We start from the raw sequence: 14355 nt of genomic DNA on the forward strand, positions 1-14355 counted from the left end.
TATATTCCATGATAAAAAATTATTGACTCGGTGGTCATTCCTCTTTACTAAAAAATTATTGTAGTGCGAATAAACGCATCACATCAAACAATCACCTATAAGGTAAGGAGATATTTTATGCACCAAGCTGTCAACAGCGATAAAGTCCCGGCGGCCGTCGGCCCCTACTCACACGGGAGCGAGGTCGGCGGCCTCATCTTCACCTCGGGTCAGCTGCCCATCGACGCCGCCACCGGCGAAATGCCGGCCGACGTCGCGGAGCAGACCCGGCAGTCCCTGGAGAACGTCCGCCAGACCCTCATGGCGGCCGGTTCCTCGCTGGAAAAGGTCGTGAAGACCACTGTGTATCTGAAGAACATGGAGGATTTCGGCGCGGTCAATGAAGCCTATGCAGGCTTTTTCAAGGAACCGTTTCCGGCCCGCAGTTGCTTCGAAGTCGCCCGCCTGCCCAAGGAGGCGTTGGTGGAGATCGAAGTCATCGCGGAAAAATAGAGATCTTGCAGCGCCTCCGCTTCAACAGTCTGTCCCGGCCGGACCGTAGGGTCCGCCGGAACAGTTCATAACGATAGGATAAAATGCCATGTCTACCAAGAGCAGATTCGGAGAGTTCGGGCTGATCTTCAAGCTCGTGTTCGGTATCATCGTAGGTGTCGTCATCGGCCTGTTCGCCAATGAGGCGATCATGGATGTCGTCGTTACCGCAAAATACGTCATGGGGCAGTTCATTTATTACACCGTCCCGCTGGTTATCATCGCCTTCATCGCCCCGGCCATCACCCGGCTCGGGCACAACGCCAACAAGATGCTCGGCGCGGGTGTCGTTCTGGCCTACGTATCCGCCGCCGCAGCAGCAACCATGGCCGCCGTGGCCGGGTACGCCCTCATTCCCCATCTGTCCATCGCCACGGAAATGGAGGGGCTGCGCGAACTGCCCAAAGTGGTCTTTCAGCTCAGCATTCCCCCCGTCATGCCGGTCATGACCGCCCTGGTGACGGCCGTGGTTCTGGGCGTGGCCACCATCTGGACCAACGCACGGACCTTCAGGGGCATACTGGGCGAGTTCGAGAACATCATGATGCAGGTGGTCATCCGTATCGTCATTCCCGTGCTGCCGTTCTTCATCGCCGCCACCTTCGCGGGGCTGGCCTATGAAGGCAGCCTGACCCGCCAGCTGCCGGTGTTCCTTGAGGTCATCGTCCTGGTGCTGGTGGGCCACTGGATCTGGCTGACCGTGCTTTACACCATTGCGGGCGCGGTCTCCGGCCGCAACCCCCTCAAGGTTCTCCGGCATTACGCCCCCGCGTACCTCACCGCCGTGGGCACCATGTCCAGCGCGGCGACCCTGCCCGTGTCTCTCGAATGCGCCCGCAAGTCCGAGGTGCTCAGCAAGGATACGGTGGAGTTCATGATCCCGCTGGGGGCCACCATCCACCTGTGCGGATCGGTGCTCACGGAGACCTTCTTCGCCATGACCATCTCCATGATGCTGTACGGGCATCTGCCCGCCGTGGGCACCATGGTGCTCTTCGTCCTGCTCTTCGGTATCTTCGCCATCGGAGCGCCCGGCGTTCCCGGCGGTACGGTCATGGCCTCCCTGGGCATCGTGGTCGGCGTCCTGAACTTCGACCCGGCCGGCGTGGCGCTGCTGCTTGCGGTGTTCGCCCTGCAGGACAGCTTCGGCACTGCCTGCAACGTCACCGGCGACGGCGCTTTGGCATTGATGCTCGAAGGGCTGTTCAACCGGCACGGCGAACTGAACGAGGCCCGGCTCGCCGAGGAAGCGGCCGTTGTCGCGGCACCGGATGCGAGGGCCCCGATGCAGGTCGAGCTGGAAGAAGCGCAAGGTTAGTGAACCCAACGGGAGATTCCCATCATGTCGAAGAATGATTGGGCTCAGTATCGAGCCATTATCAGTAAGGAAGTGGTGCCGGCACTGGGCTGCACCGAACCGATAACCATATCGCTGGCCGCTGCCCGCGCGGCGGAAACCCTGGGCGCGTTCCCGGAACGGGTCACCGTCCTGGTGAGCGGCAACCTGCTCAAGAACGGGATGGGCGTTGGCGTTCCCGGCACGGGCAGCACCGGCCTGGACATCGCCGCGGCCGTGGGCGTCACCGGCGGCAAGTCGGAACTGGCCCTGGAGGTGCTTCGGGATCTCACCGAGGCGCAGGTCGAACAGGGGAAACGGCTGCTGGCCGAAGGCAAGGTCAGCGTCGACGTCGCGGACGCCGGCGAGCTGCTGTACGCGGAGGTGACGGTGACGGCGGGCGGCGAAACGGCTCGCTGCGTCATCGCCCGCGAACACACCGGTATCGTGCTGGTGGAGAAGAATGGACAGGTCCTGCTCGACAAGCGGCAGCCCGCTCCTTCGGAAACCGGCGAGGCCTGGCCGCTGACCGTCCGCGAGGTCTTCGAGTACGCCACCGAAGCGCCTCTGGAGGATCTCGACTTCATCCTGGAAGCCGCGCGCCTGAACGAGGCCGCCGCGGCCATGGGGCTGGAGCGGGATTGGGGTCTGCGGGTGGGACGTTCCATGGACCGGGACCTCGAAGCGGGGTTGCGCTCGGACGACATCGTCTCCTATGCCACCAAGCTGACCGCCGCCGCCTCCGACGCCCGCATGGAGGGTGCGCCCTTGCCCGTCATGAGCAACTCCGGCAGCGGCAACCAGGGGCTGACCGCCACGCTGCCCGTTGTGGCCTTCGCACGCAGGCGGGGCGACTCCGAAGAGGCGTTGGTCCGCGCTCTGATCATGAGCCATCTCACCGCCATCCATCTCAAGCACCACCTGGGGCGGCTCTCCGCTCTCTGCGGCGCCAGCCTCGCGGCCACGGCCGCCGGATGCGGCATCGTGCTCCTCCTGGGCGGCGGTCTCAAGGAGGTGGAAGGCGCCATCCGCAACACTGTGGGCGACATCGCCGGAATGATCTGCGACGGCGCAAAGACCTCGTGCGCCCTCAAGGTGGCGTCCTGCGTCGAAGCCGCCGTCAACGGGGCCTTGCTGGCCATGAAGGGGATAACCATCCCTGGCCGGGACGGCATCGTGGAGGACGACATCGAGGCCTGCATCCGCAACATCGGCCGCCTCGGATCCGTGGGCATGGCCGAAACCGACAAGGTCATTCTGGACATCATGACCAGCAAGAGCAACGGCCGGGCCGTCAAAACGGCGTAACCATCCGGCGCAAAGGGAGTATTCCCATGCCTCTCTCGACGGGAATCGGCCACGGCCGGTTCCCGTCTTTCTTGGTGGGGCGGTCTATCCGGCGGGTTCCCAGTCGTTGCCTTCGGAATCGGCTTCGGGCAGGGCGCAGGGCGGGCAGTCCACCACGCGGTTGCCCTGGCCGTGGTCGATGAGCGACGGGACCGCGCCGACCACCACGTTGACCCGGCCGCCGAGCAGGACCTGGCCCTTTAACCCGGTGAACAGGCCCAGCTCGGTCCAGGCAAAGGTGTTGGCCGTGGCGGTCAGCGCCTCGAACGGGTAGCAGAACAGGGCGTAGTTGGCCCGGCCGCGCACCCGGTTGTTGGCGAAGAAGCCGCGCGAGCCGGTCTGGACCACGCCGCGCGCGCCTCGGCCTCCGGCCATGACGATGTCGTTGCAGGTGGCCGTCAGGTCGTTGGCGTAGACCAGCAGCCCTATGGACTCCTCGCCGCGCGCCTCGATCCGGTTTCCCGTGATGACGGCCCGGCTGTTTCGGGAAAAATCGACCCCGCCGGTAGTGTCGAAGTACCAGCCGACGACGATTCCGTTGGGCCCAAACTTGTTGGGATAGGCGATCCCCTCGTCGTCCGTGGCGATGCGGTTGTCCTGGATGCGGATGACCCCCTTGCCCTTGGCGTCCAGCTCGTTGTCCAGGACCTCGATGCCGTTGCGCGAGGTGCGGTTGATCTCGTTGTCGCGGATGGTCATCTCCGCGCCCGTGGTCCAGTCCGCGAGCACGCCGTATCCGGCGGTCTCCTCAGGGTGGTCGTTGATCATCTCGAACCGGTTGCCCTCGATGAGCACCGTGCCCGTGACCGCGCCCTTGAGCCCGCCCTTGGGATGGATCAAGCGGTTGCCGATGACGATCCCGGCCTGGAACGGCAGGGAGTCGCCCTGGCTCCAGGAGATGGCCGTATCCTGCGGGATCACGTTGCTGACCACGCAGCCGCCGACCTCCAGCCCGCCCGCATAGGCGAAGTGCAGGGGCGTGCCCGTGGCCCCGTCGAAGCGCAGGTCGCGGACCACGATGAGCGGCCCGTCCTTGCCCGGAGGCGCGGTGTCCACGGGCAGGGGGGAGTAGAAGGTCCAGTCGCCGCCCGTGATGGTGGTCTGCGCCTCGCCCGACCCGTCCCGCCTGCCCAGGATGCGCACATTCTTGGTGATCTTGACCCTCCCGGTCTCGCCGAAATCGAAATGCCCGCGCAACCGGACCGTGCCGCCCTTGTCCAGCGCGGCCTGCACGTTGGCCACGTCCGCGGCCGGGTCGCCGGTGCCCGTGACCACGGCGTCGTCCGCCAGGGCGGGAACGGTGAGAACCAGGACAAGAAGCAGGGCGGTGAAAAAGCGGTGCATGGAATCTCCGTGCGGCTGGGTGGTTATCTCGGCGTCTATGCAGGTGTTTTTAACCTCTTTGGCGGCGATGTTCAATCCGTAGGTCTGTCCGCGTGCGGCCCGCTCTCCGGATTTATAATATTAATTATCGTTTTGTTCACGAATTATGAGGACTCGATATATGGTGAATGGCCGATGGGTCTAACGTGAGGGTCTGCCAGGGGGATAGCAATGCGTTTGAGAACGAGAATGACGTTGATGCAGGTGGCAACCGTGGTGGTGGTCATAGTGACGCTCAGCCTGCTCTCCATACAGGGGTTGCGGGGATATGCCGACGATCAGATGACGGCTTTCCGAAGCGAGCAGATGGCGGATGCCCGCCTGAATCTTGAGGACGCGGTCCAAATGGCCGAGGGAACCTTGAAAAGCTACTATGACCGCGCCCAGGACGTGGAGGGGCTGAAGCGCGACAGGCAGGAGGATTTGAAACGCGTGGTCGACGTGGTCTACGGACAGGTCAAGGACTACTACGACGCCAACGTGGACCGGCTGGATCGGGCCAGCCTGCTCCGGGGGCTGCGCCGCATCGTCGAGCCCGCGCGCTTCGACGGGGACAACTACGTCTGGGTGCAGAACCTCGACAACGTCATCCTGGCGCACCCGTCCGACGCCCTGCGGGACAAGGACATGTCCGGGCTCAAGGACAAGAAGGGGTTCCCGATCATCGCGGGCATGAGCGACGTGGCCGAAAAGGACGGCCAGGGCGTGGTCGCCTACTGGTGGCCCAAGCCGGGCGAGGAGGAGCCCAAGCTCAAGATATCCTATGTCCGCCTGATACCCGAGGCAGGCTGGGTCGTCGGCACCGGGGCCTGGATCGAGGACATCACCCAGGCCATGAAAAAGGAGGCCCTGCTCCAGGTGTCCAAGATGCGTCTCACGGACGGCAACTACTTCTGGATCACCGACCTGACGCCCACCATGGTCATGCACCCCATCAATCCCGGCCTGGACGGCAAGGACGTCAGCCGCGAGCAGGACAGCAAGGGCAAGCCGTTCTTCGCGGAGATGGCCAAGGTCGCCAAGGCCGACGGCCAGGGGTTCGTTAACTACTTCTGGACCAAGCCGGGCGAGCAGGGGGATTTCCCCAAGCTGTCCTTCGTCAAGCTGTTCAAGCCGTGGGGCTGGGTCCTCGGCATGGGCGTCTACGTTGACAGCATCGACGCCGAGATCGCGGCCAAACAGACCGATCTGGACGCGCGCATCCTCAACATGATCCTCCTGGTCCTGGGCATCGCCCTGGCGCTTGCCGTGCTCGGCGTGGCCGCGGGCGTACTCAGCGCCCTGTCCGTGACCAGGACCCTGGGCGGCGAGCCGTCCGACATCGCGGGCATGGCCGCGCGGGTGTCCGAGGGGGACCTGACCATGGCCAAGCCCGGAGAGCGCGACCGGGGCGTGCTTCGGTCCATGCTCAGCATGGCCGAGCGGCTGCGCGGCGTGGTCGGTGATGTCCAGTGCGCCACGGACAACGTGGCCGCGGGCAGCGAGGAGCTCTCGGCCTCGTCCGAGACCCTGTCCCAGTCCACCGAGGAGCAGGCCGCGTCCATCGAGGAGGTCTCCTCGTCCCTGACCGAGATCGTGGCCTCCATCCGCAAGAACGCGGACAACGCGGAAAAGACCAGCACGATCGCGGATCAGACCAACCGCGAAATCCTCACCGGAGAGGAGTCCGTGCGCCGGACCGTCGAGGCCATGCGCGAGATCGCGGACAAGATATCCTTTATCGAGGAGATCGCCCGGCAGACCAACCTGCTGGCGCTCAACGCGGCCATCGAGGCGGCCCGCGCCGGAGAGCACGGCAAGGGATTCGCCGTGGTCGCGGCCGAGGTCCGCAAGCTGGCCGAACGCAGCGGGACCACGGCCCAGGAAATCAGCGAACTGTCCGCCTCCAGCGTGGCGGTGGCCGAACAGACCGGCGACCTGTTCGCCCGGGTCACCCCGGAGATCGCCAAGACCGCCGAGCTGATCAAGGAAGTGTCCAAGGTCTGTTCCGAACAGAACCACGGGGTCAGCCAGATCGAACGGGCCATGGGCCAGCTGGATACCGTCATCCAGCAGAACGCCATGGCTTCCGAAGAGATGGCCTCCACCGCCGAGGAACTGGCCGGGCAGGCCACCACCCTGCAAACCGCCATGCACTACTTCCGGGTGGACGGTCTGGACCAGGTTTGCGAAAAGGCCGATTTCAAGGCCCTGCCGCCGGGCGGCGCGGCCTGATCGAGGCCATGAAAGAAGCCCCCTTTCTACCATTCGGAAGGGGGCTTCTCCTTTCGAGCGCCGGGGTCAGTACCCCTGGCGAAATTCCGATGTCCTGCGGCCCGCCTCCCGGAAATTCCGGTCGCGCGCATTGACCTTGTCCTGCTCGAATACGGCCCTTGCCACGGCCTCGCAGGCCGCGTCCAGATCGGCCCCGCCCGCGCGGATCAACCCGATCTGCTCCCTGAGCGCGGACTCCACCTTGCGCTGGCCCGCCCAGGACGGATACAGCGACCAGTACCACGCCGCCTCGTCCCCGCGCCCCAGCTTGGCCGCCGCATAGCCCGCGTTCAGAAACGCGTCCGGTATCTCCTTGCGCTCCACGCACTGCGAAAGCACGCGCAGGGCGTCCTCGTACCGGCCCACCCGCGTATAGCACACGCCCGCCATGACCAGGTGCGAGGGGCGCACATCATCGGGCTCGCCGCCAAGAAATTCGTCAAAAGCCGCCGCGCCTTCGCCAAAGAACGCCTCGGCTTTGCCGAAGTCGCCCCGCGCCTCGGTCGCGCGCCCGCGCTCGAAATTCTTGCCGCCCTTGGTCTCGGGCCGTGCCAGCTTGGAAAAGAATGACATGGCATGGATAGTAGCCGGTCGGCGCGGCCACGACAAGGGGGAGTGCCTCCGGCGGCCGGGGCGCTGCCCCGGACCCCGCCAGGGAACCCTTTGAAAAGGGTTCCCTGGACCCTCCCAAACTTTTTGTGTCGCCTGCGGCGAAGGAGGGGGCGGGAAGGCGGATTGTTGTGTGTGGGGATTGGCGTGGCGCGGTTTGGCGGTGTCCCGAAGGGTTCGCGCCGCCAGGAGGGACGCGGGGGAAGGAAAATTGAGAGGGCGGCGTCTTGGACTGCGGCGCGAAGAAAGTCGATTCCCGGCGCTGCCACCATCCGCGAAGCGGCAACAAAAAGTTTGGGGAAAGGAGGGGATGGGGGTCCGGGGGAAGGGGAGGAAAGAGAACCCTTTTCAAAGGGTTTTTCCTCCCCTTCCCCCGGCCGCCGGAGGCGACAATAAAAAGAGCGGACGCGCATGGCGCGTCCGCTCTTTTTATTGTCGATGTATCGGGTGACTAGTCTTCTTCGGCGACGTAGTCGGAGATGGCGCATTCGGTGGTCAGCAGCATGCTGGACACGGACGCGGCGTTTTGCAGGGCGATGCGGGTGACCTTTTTGGGGTCGATGACGCCTTCCTTGACGAGGTCGGCGTATTCGCCGGTGGCGGCGTTGAAGCCGTTGTTGCCCTTGAGGTCCTTGACCTTTTCGACGACCACGGTGCCTTCAAGGCCGCAGTTGTTGGCGATCTGCCTGAGCGGTTCCTCGATGGCGCGGGCGATGATGTCGATACCGGCCTGTTCGGTGTCGTTGGCGCCCCTGAGGCCCTTGAGGGCTTTGCCGGCGCGCACCAGGGCGGTGCCGCCGCCGGGGACAATGCCTTCGTCAACGGCCGCGCGGGTGGCGTTGAGGGCGTCCTCGACGCGGTCCTTGCGCTCCTTCATTTCGATCTCGGTGGGCGCGCCGACCTTGACCACGGCCACGCCGCCGACCATCTTGGCCAGCCGCTCCTGCAGCTTCTCGCGGTCGTAGTCGCTGGTGGCGTTGGCCGCCATGTTGGAGATCTCGTCGCAGCGGGCCTCGATGGCCTTCTTGTCGCCCGCGCCGTCCACGATGAGCGTGTTCTTCTTGTCGACCACGACCTTCTTGGCGGTGCCGAAGTGTTCGGGGCGGATGGATTCCAGGGTCACGGCGGTGTCTTCGGACACCGGGGTGGCGCCGGTCATGATGGCGATGTCGCGGACCATTTCCTTGCGGCGGTCGCCGAAGCCCGGGGCCTTGACGGCGCAGACCTTGAGCGCGCCGCGCATGGCGTTGATGGTCAGACCGGCCAGGGCCTCGTTCTCCACGGTCTCGGCGATGATCAGCAGGGGCCGGTTGGCCTTGGCCACGGCCTCGAGGATGGGCACGAGCGCCTTGATGTTGGAGATCTTGTTTTCGGCCAGGAGGATGAACGGGTTCTCGAAGGTGACGTTCTGGGCTTCCTGGTTATTGACGAAATAGGGGGAGAGGTAGCCGTTGTCCCACTGCATGCCCTCGACCACGTCCAGTTCGGTGGTCAGGCCCTGGGACTCTTCGACGGTGATGACGCCGTTGTTGCCGACCTTGTCCACGGCCTCGGCCAGGATCTCGCCGATGGTCATGTCGTTGTTGGCGGAGATGGCGCCGACCTGGGCGATCTCGGAGGTCTTCTTGATGGGCTTGGCCATCTTGTCCAGTTCCTCGACCACGGCGGCCACGGCGGCGTCGATGCCGCGCTTGAGCGACATGGGGTTGCGGCCGGCGGCCAGCAGCTTGACGCCCTCGTTGAACACGGCCTGGGCCAGGACGGTGGCGGTGGTGGTGCCGTCACCGGCGATCTCGTTGGTCTTCTTGGCCACTTCCTTGACCATCTGGGCACCCATGTTTTCGAGCTTGTCTTCGAGGTCGATCTTCTCGGCCACGGTCACGCCGTCCTTGGTCACCTGAGGCGCGCCCCAGGTCTTCTCGAGCATGACGTTGCGGCCCTTGGGGCCCAGGGTGACCCTGACGGCATTGGCCAGGGTGTTGACGCCACGCTGCATGCCCTCGCGGGCTACCGCTTTGTAATCAATTGCTTTAGACATTGTTCCAAATCCCTATGAAAAGTGGTTGTCAGTGATTGTAGTCAGCTTCGCAAAACCGTCCAGAAAGGTTCGAGTGCGAGGCGCAAAAAAGAATCAAGGCCGAAGCGTAGTCTTTCTACGCGAGGGTTTGATTCTTTTGCAGCAACGAAGCAATCGGGCCTTTATGGGCGGCTTTAGGCGAAGACGCCGAGGATGTCGTCTTCTCGCATGATAATCAGCTCGTCGCCGTCCATGCTGAATTCGCTGCCCGCGTACTTGGCGAACAGGACGATGTCGTTTTCCTTGACGGTCTTGCACTCGGGGCCGGCGGCCACGACGACGCCGTTCTGGGGCTTTTCCTTGGCGGAATCCGGGATGTAGATGCCCCCGGCGGTCTTTTCCTCTTCTTCCTTCCTCTGGACGATGACGCGGTCATTGAGCGGTTTCAAACCCATGAAAAGTCTCCTTATGCTGTCTTCACCGCAAGCAGTGGCGGCGTGTTTATCGACTGGGCCAAGAGATAAGTACGGTGCGGGCGGTGTCAACAGCCCGGGCGGATATTTTTCCGGACCGTTTGGGTGACGCGGTTGAAATCCCCACCGATGCGAGGTAGTGCTATAGATAGAAAAAAACCGAATAACCGAGAAAACAGGAGAAAATTCAGGATGGAACCCGCGCTAAAACGGCTGGTGGTGGTCTCCAATCGCCTTCCGGTCGCCCTTCACAAGGAAGAGGACGGCTGGAAGATCAAACAGGGCTCGGGCGGGCTGGTCACGGCCATGGCCCCGGTGCTCAAGAACCGGGGCGGCATGTGGATCGGCTGGTCCGGGGCCACGGATACCGAGGCCGACCTGGACGGGCTGATGGACGACTTCACCGAGGAGGCCGGGTACGAACTGTGCACCGTGCCCCTGACCGAGGAGGAAGTGGACGGCTACTACTACGGCTTTTCCAACGAGATCATCTGGCCGCTGTTCCACGACTTGCAGAGCCGCTGCCGTTTTCATCCCCGCTACTGGCGCACCTACCTGGACGTGAATTTCAAGTTCGCCGAGGCCGTGGCCCGGCGCTCCTCGCCCGAGGACTACATCTGGATCCAGGACTACCACCTCATGCACCAGGCCTTTTTCCTCAAGTCCATGGGCGTGCGGCGCAACACCGGGTTCTTCCTGCACATTCCCTTTCCGCCGCCGGACATCTTCATGAAGCTGCCGTGGCGGTCCAAGCTGATCCAGGCCCTGACCGAGTTCGACCTGGTCGGCTTCCAGACGGTCCAGGACCGGCGCAACTTCGTGGGCAGCCTGCACCGACTCATGCCCGAGGCCAAGGTGGAGGGGCGCGGCGCGGTGGTGACCGTGAACATGGGCAACCGCTCGTTCCGGGCCGGGGCGTTCCCCATCTCCATCGACTACGCCCAGTTCTCGGAGATGGCGGGCAAGCCCGACGTGGTCCAGAAGGCCTATGATCTCAAGGAGGCGCTGAGGCACCGCAAGATCATCCTCGGCGTGGACCGACTGGACTACACCAAGGGCATCCCCGAGCGCATCCGCTCCATCCAGACCCTGCTGCGCCGCTATCCCGACCTCAAGGGCAAGGTGAATTTCATCCAGATCGCGGTGCCCAGCCGCGAGGAGGTGGACGAGTACAAAGAACTGCGCACCGAGATCGAGCAACTGGTGGGCCGGGTCAACGGCGAGTTTTCGTTTCCGGGCTGGGTGCCGGTCCATTATCATTACCGCAGCCTGCCGCACGAGGACCTGGTGGCCTATTACGCGGCGGCCGACGTGGGGCTGGTCACGCCGCTTCGCGACGGCATGAACCTGGTGGCCAAGGAATACTGCGCCTGCAACAACAAGGGCGACGGGGTCCTGGTCCTGAGCGAATTCGCCGGGGCAGCGGCCCAGCTCCAGCGCCACGCCTACCTGGTCAACCCGTACGACGTGGAGGGCATCGCCAAGGCGCTGCACCGCGCCCTGTACTGGCCGCTGGAGGAGCGCAAGGCGCACATGACCCGGCTGCGCGAGCAGATCCGGCGCAGCAACATCTTCCGCTGGGTGGACTCCTTTCTGCGCGCGGGCATCGCCAAGTCGCTGGACGATTTCCCCGAGGCGGACACCGTGCACTTCAACCGGGTCTAGCCGTGCTCGTTCTCAAGTGCGCCGACTGCCGCCGCAAGCTCTGGCGCTACCAAAAGATAGGCCAGGGCGAGGTGCACCGTTGCCACAAGGACCGCATCGACAAGGTCTGGAACATGGAGGAGCGGGACGGCAAGGTGTTCTGCCCCTGCGGCCGCGCCGTGGGCATCGACCGGGGGAGCCACTACACCATGGACAGGAAGGCCTTCACCTACAAGGGGACCAAAACCAACGGTTGACAGCCGGTGGCCCTTTCGGAAAAAGTATGCATATGCGTATAATGGAACCGTGAACAAGGAGCCCGACTTGAAGACCCGCATTTTGATCCCGGCCCTGATGCTGACCCTGATCCTGGCCTCCGCCGCTGGGGCCGCGACCGCTCCGGAGGCTTCCGCTCCGCCCGCCGTGGAGGAGTGCAAGGCCATCCCCTGGGGCGCGGCCATCTCCGCCGTGGAGGAGATCACCTACTCCCACACCGTGGCCGGGGTGAAATACTACAAGGTGATTAAGGCCGAGCCGTGCGGGGTGTTCAACGTCCAGGGCGCGAACGTGACCTACGGATTTTTGGAGGGCAGGCTCTACACCGTGCTGGTGGAGATCGCCAAGGCCCAGGACGTCAAGCAGGTGGTGGCCACCCTCATGGACTCCTACGGGTTGCCCGACCACAAGCAGTCGGACGGCTGGGACGAGTACCGCTGGGAGACCGACGACCTCAAGGTCAAGCTCAAGAGCCAGTTCGCCACCGACCGCATCAAGATCGGCATGTACTACAAGCCGCTGATCCCCAAGGAATAGCGGCTCCCTGATCGCCTTATTCCAGGCCGTCCCGCCCGGGGCGGCCTTTTCTTCCATTTGCCTTTGCCCGGTCCGTGCTTATCCTCTGCGGGGAGGAACCCATGTCGAAACAGATGAAGAATTTCCTGACCATTGCCGGGATCATCATCCTGGGCGCGTTTCTCGCATTCCTGTACGACTGCGTCGCCGGGCTGGCCGATTTCGCCGGGCGCATCAACCCGGCCCTGGTCCCCTGGGTCTTCTGGGGACTGCTGGGCGTGGTCCTCGCCTCCCTGGCCTGGTGGCTGTCCCTGGTCCTGGTCCGGCCCAGGCCGCTGCTGGTCCACGCCGATCCCACGCCCGAGGAGCTGGCCGGGTTCCGCCGAGAGCTGGTCAAGCGGCTGTCCAGAAACCGCGTGCTCAAGGATTCGGGCGTTGACGTGCGCGACGAATCGGGCCTGGAGCTCGGCCTCGAGGTCCTGCGCAAACGGGCCGACGAGGAGATACGCAGTACGGCCAAGCGGGTCTTCATCGGCTCGGCCATATCCCAGAACGGGCGGCTCGACTCCCTGGTGGTCCTGTTCCTCATCTCGCGCCTGGCCTGGCGTATCTCCAAGCTCTATGCCCAGCGGCCGCACTACCGCGAGCTGGTCAACCTGTACGTGAACATCGCGGCGACCTCGTTTCTGGCGGGCTCCATCGAGGAGTTCGGCATCGAGGAATACATCCACGAACTCATGGGTCCGCTGGTGGCCGGATCGGCCCTGGGGGTCATGCCCGGCGCCGAGGCCGTGGCCTCCACCGTGACCAGCTCGGTCCTGAGCGGCTCGACCAATGCCCTGCTGGCCATGCGCTGCGGCATCGTGGCCCGCAACTACATGAGCCTGGACCTGGACAGGCGCGGGGCCATGCGCCGCTCGGCCACCCTGGAGGCGGCGGGCATGTTCATGTCCATTTCGGGCGAGACCGTGGCCCAGGTGACCAGGCTGCTGGTCAAGGGCTCTTCCCGGGCGGTCAAGGGCGGGGCCAAAAAGGCCTTCACCTCCATGGGCAAGGGCGTGACCGGGGCCGCCGGGAGCGTGGGGCGCGGCGTGTCCGGCGCGGCCGGGGCCGTGGGCAACGGGGCCAAGAGCGTGGGACGTGGGGCAAAGGACATCGGGCGCGGTGTTTCGGACTCCGCCCGCTCGGTGGTGAACGGCGTGGACCGGGCCCTGGACCGGGTCGTGGACGGCACGGCCGGGGCGGCCAAGCGTTCGGCCCGCAAGGTCCGCGATGCGGCGGACGGGGCCGGTCGGCTGGCCAGGAAGGCCGGGGGAGCCGTGACGGGCGCGGCCGGTACGGCCAGGGGCGCGCTGCGTTCCACGGGCAAGTCCGTGGAAGAGGGCGTGCGCTCGGTGCGCGACACCCTGCTGCGCCGTAAAAGGAAGCCGAAGGATACGCCGGAAGACGGCTAGAGCACGCGCCGCGCGCTCATATAATGTTCCGACCAGAAGGGCGAATTGAGGCTCGATTCCATGACCCGGCTGCCGGAGCTGGGGGAGTGCACGAACGTGCCCCGCTCGGTGACGATGCCCACGTGCAGCGACTTGCCGTCCTTGTCCACCTGGTGGAAGACCAGGTCGCCGGGCCGGATGTCGCTGCGCTGGACCGGGCTGCCCGCGCCGAGTTGCTGCCAGGATATGCGCGGCAGGTCGACCCCGTTCTGGTGGTAGACGTACCAGATGAACCCGGAGCAGTCGAAGCCGGTCCCGGGCGAGTACCCGCCCCATTTGTACGGGGTGCCGACCAGCGAGCGGGCCAGCCGGATGACCTTAACGGCCACGGGCGCGGCGGGCGCGGGCCGGACCGGAGCCTCGGGCTGCGGCGGCCGGACCGGGGCGGTCGCGGCGCAGGCGCAGAGCAGGAGCGCGCAGGCCGCAAGCCCGAGCGCGGGAAAAAGTCCGCTTGTCCTGCCCTGCCGCATGACCGCC

At 64.8% G+C, this 14355-nt stretch carries 13 protein-coding genes; 8 read left to right on the plus strand and 5 right to left on the minus strand.

Features of this window, described 5'->3' with window-relative positions:
• Window positions 1–117: 117 nt before the first annotated feature.
• The 3 genes from ACR42D_RS02850 to ACR42D_RS02860 all read left to right on the plus strand — a co-directional run bounded on the left by ACR42D_RS02850 (window position 118) and on the right by ACR42D_RS02860 (window position 3175).
• On the plus strand, window positions 118–492 hold the full coding sequence (locus ACR42D_RS02850; protein WP_484565353.1) for a RidA family protein: 375 nt from the start codon (window positions 118–120) through the stop codon (window positions 490–492).
• 88 nt (window positions 493–580) lie between these two features.
• Window positions 581–1849: a dicarboxylate/amino acid:cation symporter gene (locus tag ACR42D_RS02855; protein ID WP_484565354.1), complete on the plus strand. Its 1269-nt coding sequence runs from the start codon at window positions 581–583 to the stop codon at window positions 1847–1849.
• A gap of 24 nt (window positions 1850–1873) precedes the next feature.
• On the plus strand, window positions 1874–3175 hold the full coding sequence (locus ACR42D_RS02860; protein ID WP_484565355.1) for an L-cysteine desulfidase family protein: 1302 nt from the start codon (window positions 1874–1876) through the stop codon (window positions 3173–3175).
• 84 nt (window positions 3176–3259) lie between these two features.
• On the opposite strand, the gene ACR42D_RS02865 is transcribed toward ACR42D_RS02860, so the two are convergent.
• A complete protein-coding gene (locus ACR42D_RS02865; protein WP_484565356.1) occupies window positions 3260–4558 on the minus strand; it encodes a right-handed parallel beta-helix repeat-containing protein in 1299 nt (432 codons plus the stop codon).
• A 228-nt stretch (window positions 4559–4786) separates the two neighbouring features.
• Here ACR42D_RS02865 and ACR42D_RS02870 point away from each other — a divergent pair, with 228 nt between their 5' ends.
• Window positions 4787–6811 (plus strand): methyl-accepting chemotaxis protein, encoded by a 2025-nt coding sequence (locus ACR42D_RS02870; RefSeq protein WP_484565357.1) that lies wholly within the window; start codon window positions 4787–4789, stop codon window positions 6809–6811.
• Window positions 6812–6877: 66 nt separating this feature from the next.
• On the opposite strand, the gene ACR42D_RS02875 is transcribed toward ACR42D_RS02870, so the two are convergent.
• The 3 genes from ACR42D_RS02875 to ACR42D_RS02885 form a co-directional block, all read right to left on the minus strand.
• Window positions 6878–7423: a hypothetical protein gene (locus tag ACR42D_RS02875; protein WP_484565358.1), complete on the minus strand. Its 546-nt coding sequence runs from the start codon at window positions 7421–7423 to the stop codon at window positions 6878–6880.
• 487 nt (window positions 7424–7910) lie between these two features.
• Entirely contained in the window at window positions 7911–9497 is a 1587-nt protein-coding gene (groL, locus tag ACR42D_RS02880; RefSeq protein WP_484565359.1) for a chaperonin GroEL, read from the minus strand.
• A 173-nt stretch (window positions 9498–9670) separates the two neighbouring features.
• Window positions 9671–9931 carry a co-chaperone GroES gene (locus ACR42D_RS02885; RefSeq protein ID WP_484565360.1) on the minus strand — a complete coding sequence of 87 codons (261 nt, stop codon included), beginning with the start codon at window positions 9929–9931 and terminating at the stop codon, window positions 9671–9673.
• Between the two features lie 210 nt (window positions 9932–10141).
• Here ACR42D_RS02885 and ACR42D_RS02890 point away from each other — a divergent pair, with 210 nt between their 5' ends.
• The 4 genes from ACR42D_RS02890 to ACR42D_RS02905 all read left to right on the plus strand — a co-directional run bounded on the left by ACR42D_RS02890 (window position 10142) and on the right by ACR42D_RS02905 (window position 13839).
• Window positions 10142–11614: an alpha,alpha-trehalose-phosphate synthase (UDP-forming) gene (locus ACR42D_RS02890; RefSeq protein ID WP_484565361.1), complete on the plus strand. Its 1473-nt coding sequence runs from the start codon at window positions 10142–10144 to the stop codon at window positions 11612–11614.
• Between the two features lie 2 nt (window positions 11615–11616).
• Window positions 11617–11850: a hypothetical protein gene (locus ACR42D_RS02895; RefSeq protein WP_484565362.1), complete on the plus strand. Its 234-nt coding sequence runs from the start codon at window positions 11617–11619 to the stop codon at window positions 11848–11850.
• Window positions 11851–11917: 67 nt separating this feature from the next.
• Window positions 11918–12406 carry a hypothetical protein gene (locus ACR42D_RS02900; RefSeq protein ID WP_484565363.1) on the plus strand — a complete coding sequence of 163 codons (489 nt, stop codon included), beginning with the start codon at window positions 11918–11920 and terminating at the stop codon, window positions 12404–12406.
• Between the two features lie 101 nt (window positions 12407–12507).
• The gene (locus ACR42D_RS02905) at window positions 12508–13839 is read left to right on the plus strand and encodes a DUF697 domain-containing protein (protein ID WP_484565364.1); all 1332 of its coding nucleotides are present in this window, start codon (window positions 12508–12510) and stop codon (window positions 13837–13839) included.
• Here the strand turns inward: ACR42D_RS02905 and ACR42D_RS02910 are convergent.
• Window positions 13836–14348, minus strand: a complete 513-nt coding sequence (locus ACR42D_RS02910) for a C40 family peptidase (RefSeq protein ID WP_484565365.1) — start codon at window positions 14346–14348, stop codon at window positions 13836–13838. The two genes, ACR42D_RS02905 and ACR42D_RS02910, sit on opposite strands and share 4 nt — an antisense overlap.
• Window positions 14349–14355: the final 7 nt, after the last annotated feature.

The organism is Pseudodesulfovibrio sp. lm2024, from assembly GCF_051175575.1.
Classification (GTDB): Bacteria; Desulfobacterota; Desulfovibrionia; order Desulfovibrionales; family Desulfovibrionaceae; genus Pseudodesulfovibrio; species Pseudodesulfovibrio caledoniensis.

Coding starts and splice junctions, on each gene's coding strand:
- ACR42D_RS02850 (WP_484565353.1), top strand. CDS start 118: ATGCACCAAGCTGTCAACAGCGATAAAGTCCCGGCGGCCGTCGGCCCC.
- ACR42D_RS02855 (WP_484565354.1), top strand. CDS start 581: ATGTCTACCAAGAGCAGATTCGGAGAGTTCGGGCTGATCTTCAAGCTC.
- ACR42D_RS02860 (WP_484565355.1), top strand. CDS start 1,874: ATGTCGAAGAATGATTGGGCTCAGTATCGAGCCATTATCAGTAAGGAA.
- ACR42D_RS02865 (WP_484565356.1), bottom strand. CDS start 4,558: ATGCACCGCTTTTTCACCGCCCTGCTTCTTGTCCTGGTTCTCACCGTT.
- ACR42D_RS02870 (WP_484565357.1), top strand. CDS start 4,787: ATGACGTTGATGCAGGTGGCAACCGTGGTGGTGGTCATAGTGACGCTC.
- ACR42D_RS02875 (WP_484565358.1), bottom strand. CDS start 7,423: ATGTCATTCTTTTCCAAGCTGGCACGGCCCGAGACCAAGGGCGGCAAG.
- groL (WP_484565359.1), bottom strand. CDS start 9,497: ATGTCTAAAGCAATTGATTACAAAGCGGTAGCCCGCGAGGGCATGCAG.
- ACR42D_RS02885 (WP_484565360.1), bottom strand. CDS start 9,931: ATGGGTTTGAAACCGCTCAATGACCGCGTCATCGTCCAGAGGAAGGAA.
- ACR42D_RS02890 (WP_484565361.1), top strand. CDS start 10,142: ATGGAACCCGCGCTAAAACGGCTGGTGGTGGTCTCCAATCGCCTTCCG.
- ACR42D_RS02905 (WP_484565364.1), top strand. CDS start 12,508: ATGTCGAAACAGATGAAGAATTTCCTGACCATTGCCGGGATCATCATC.
- ACR42D_RS02910 (WP_484565365.1), bottom strand. CDS start 14,348: ATGCGGCAGGGCAGGACAAGCGGACTTTTTCCCGCGCTCGGGCTTGCG.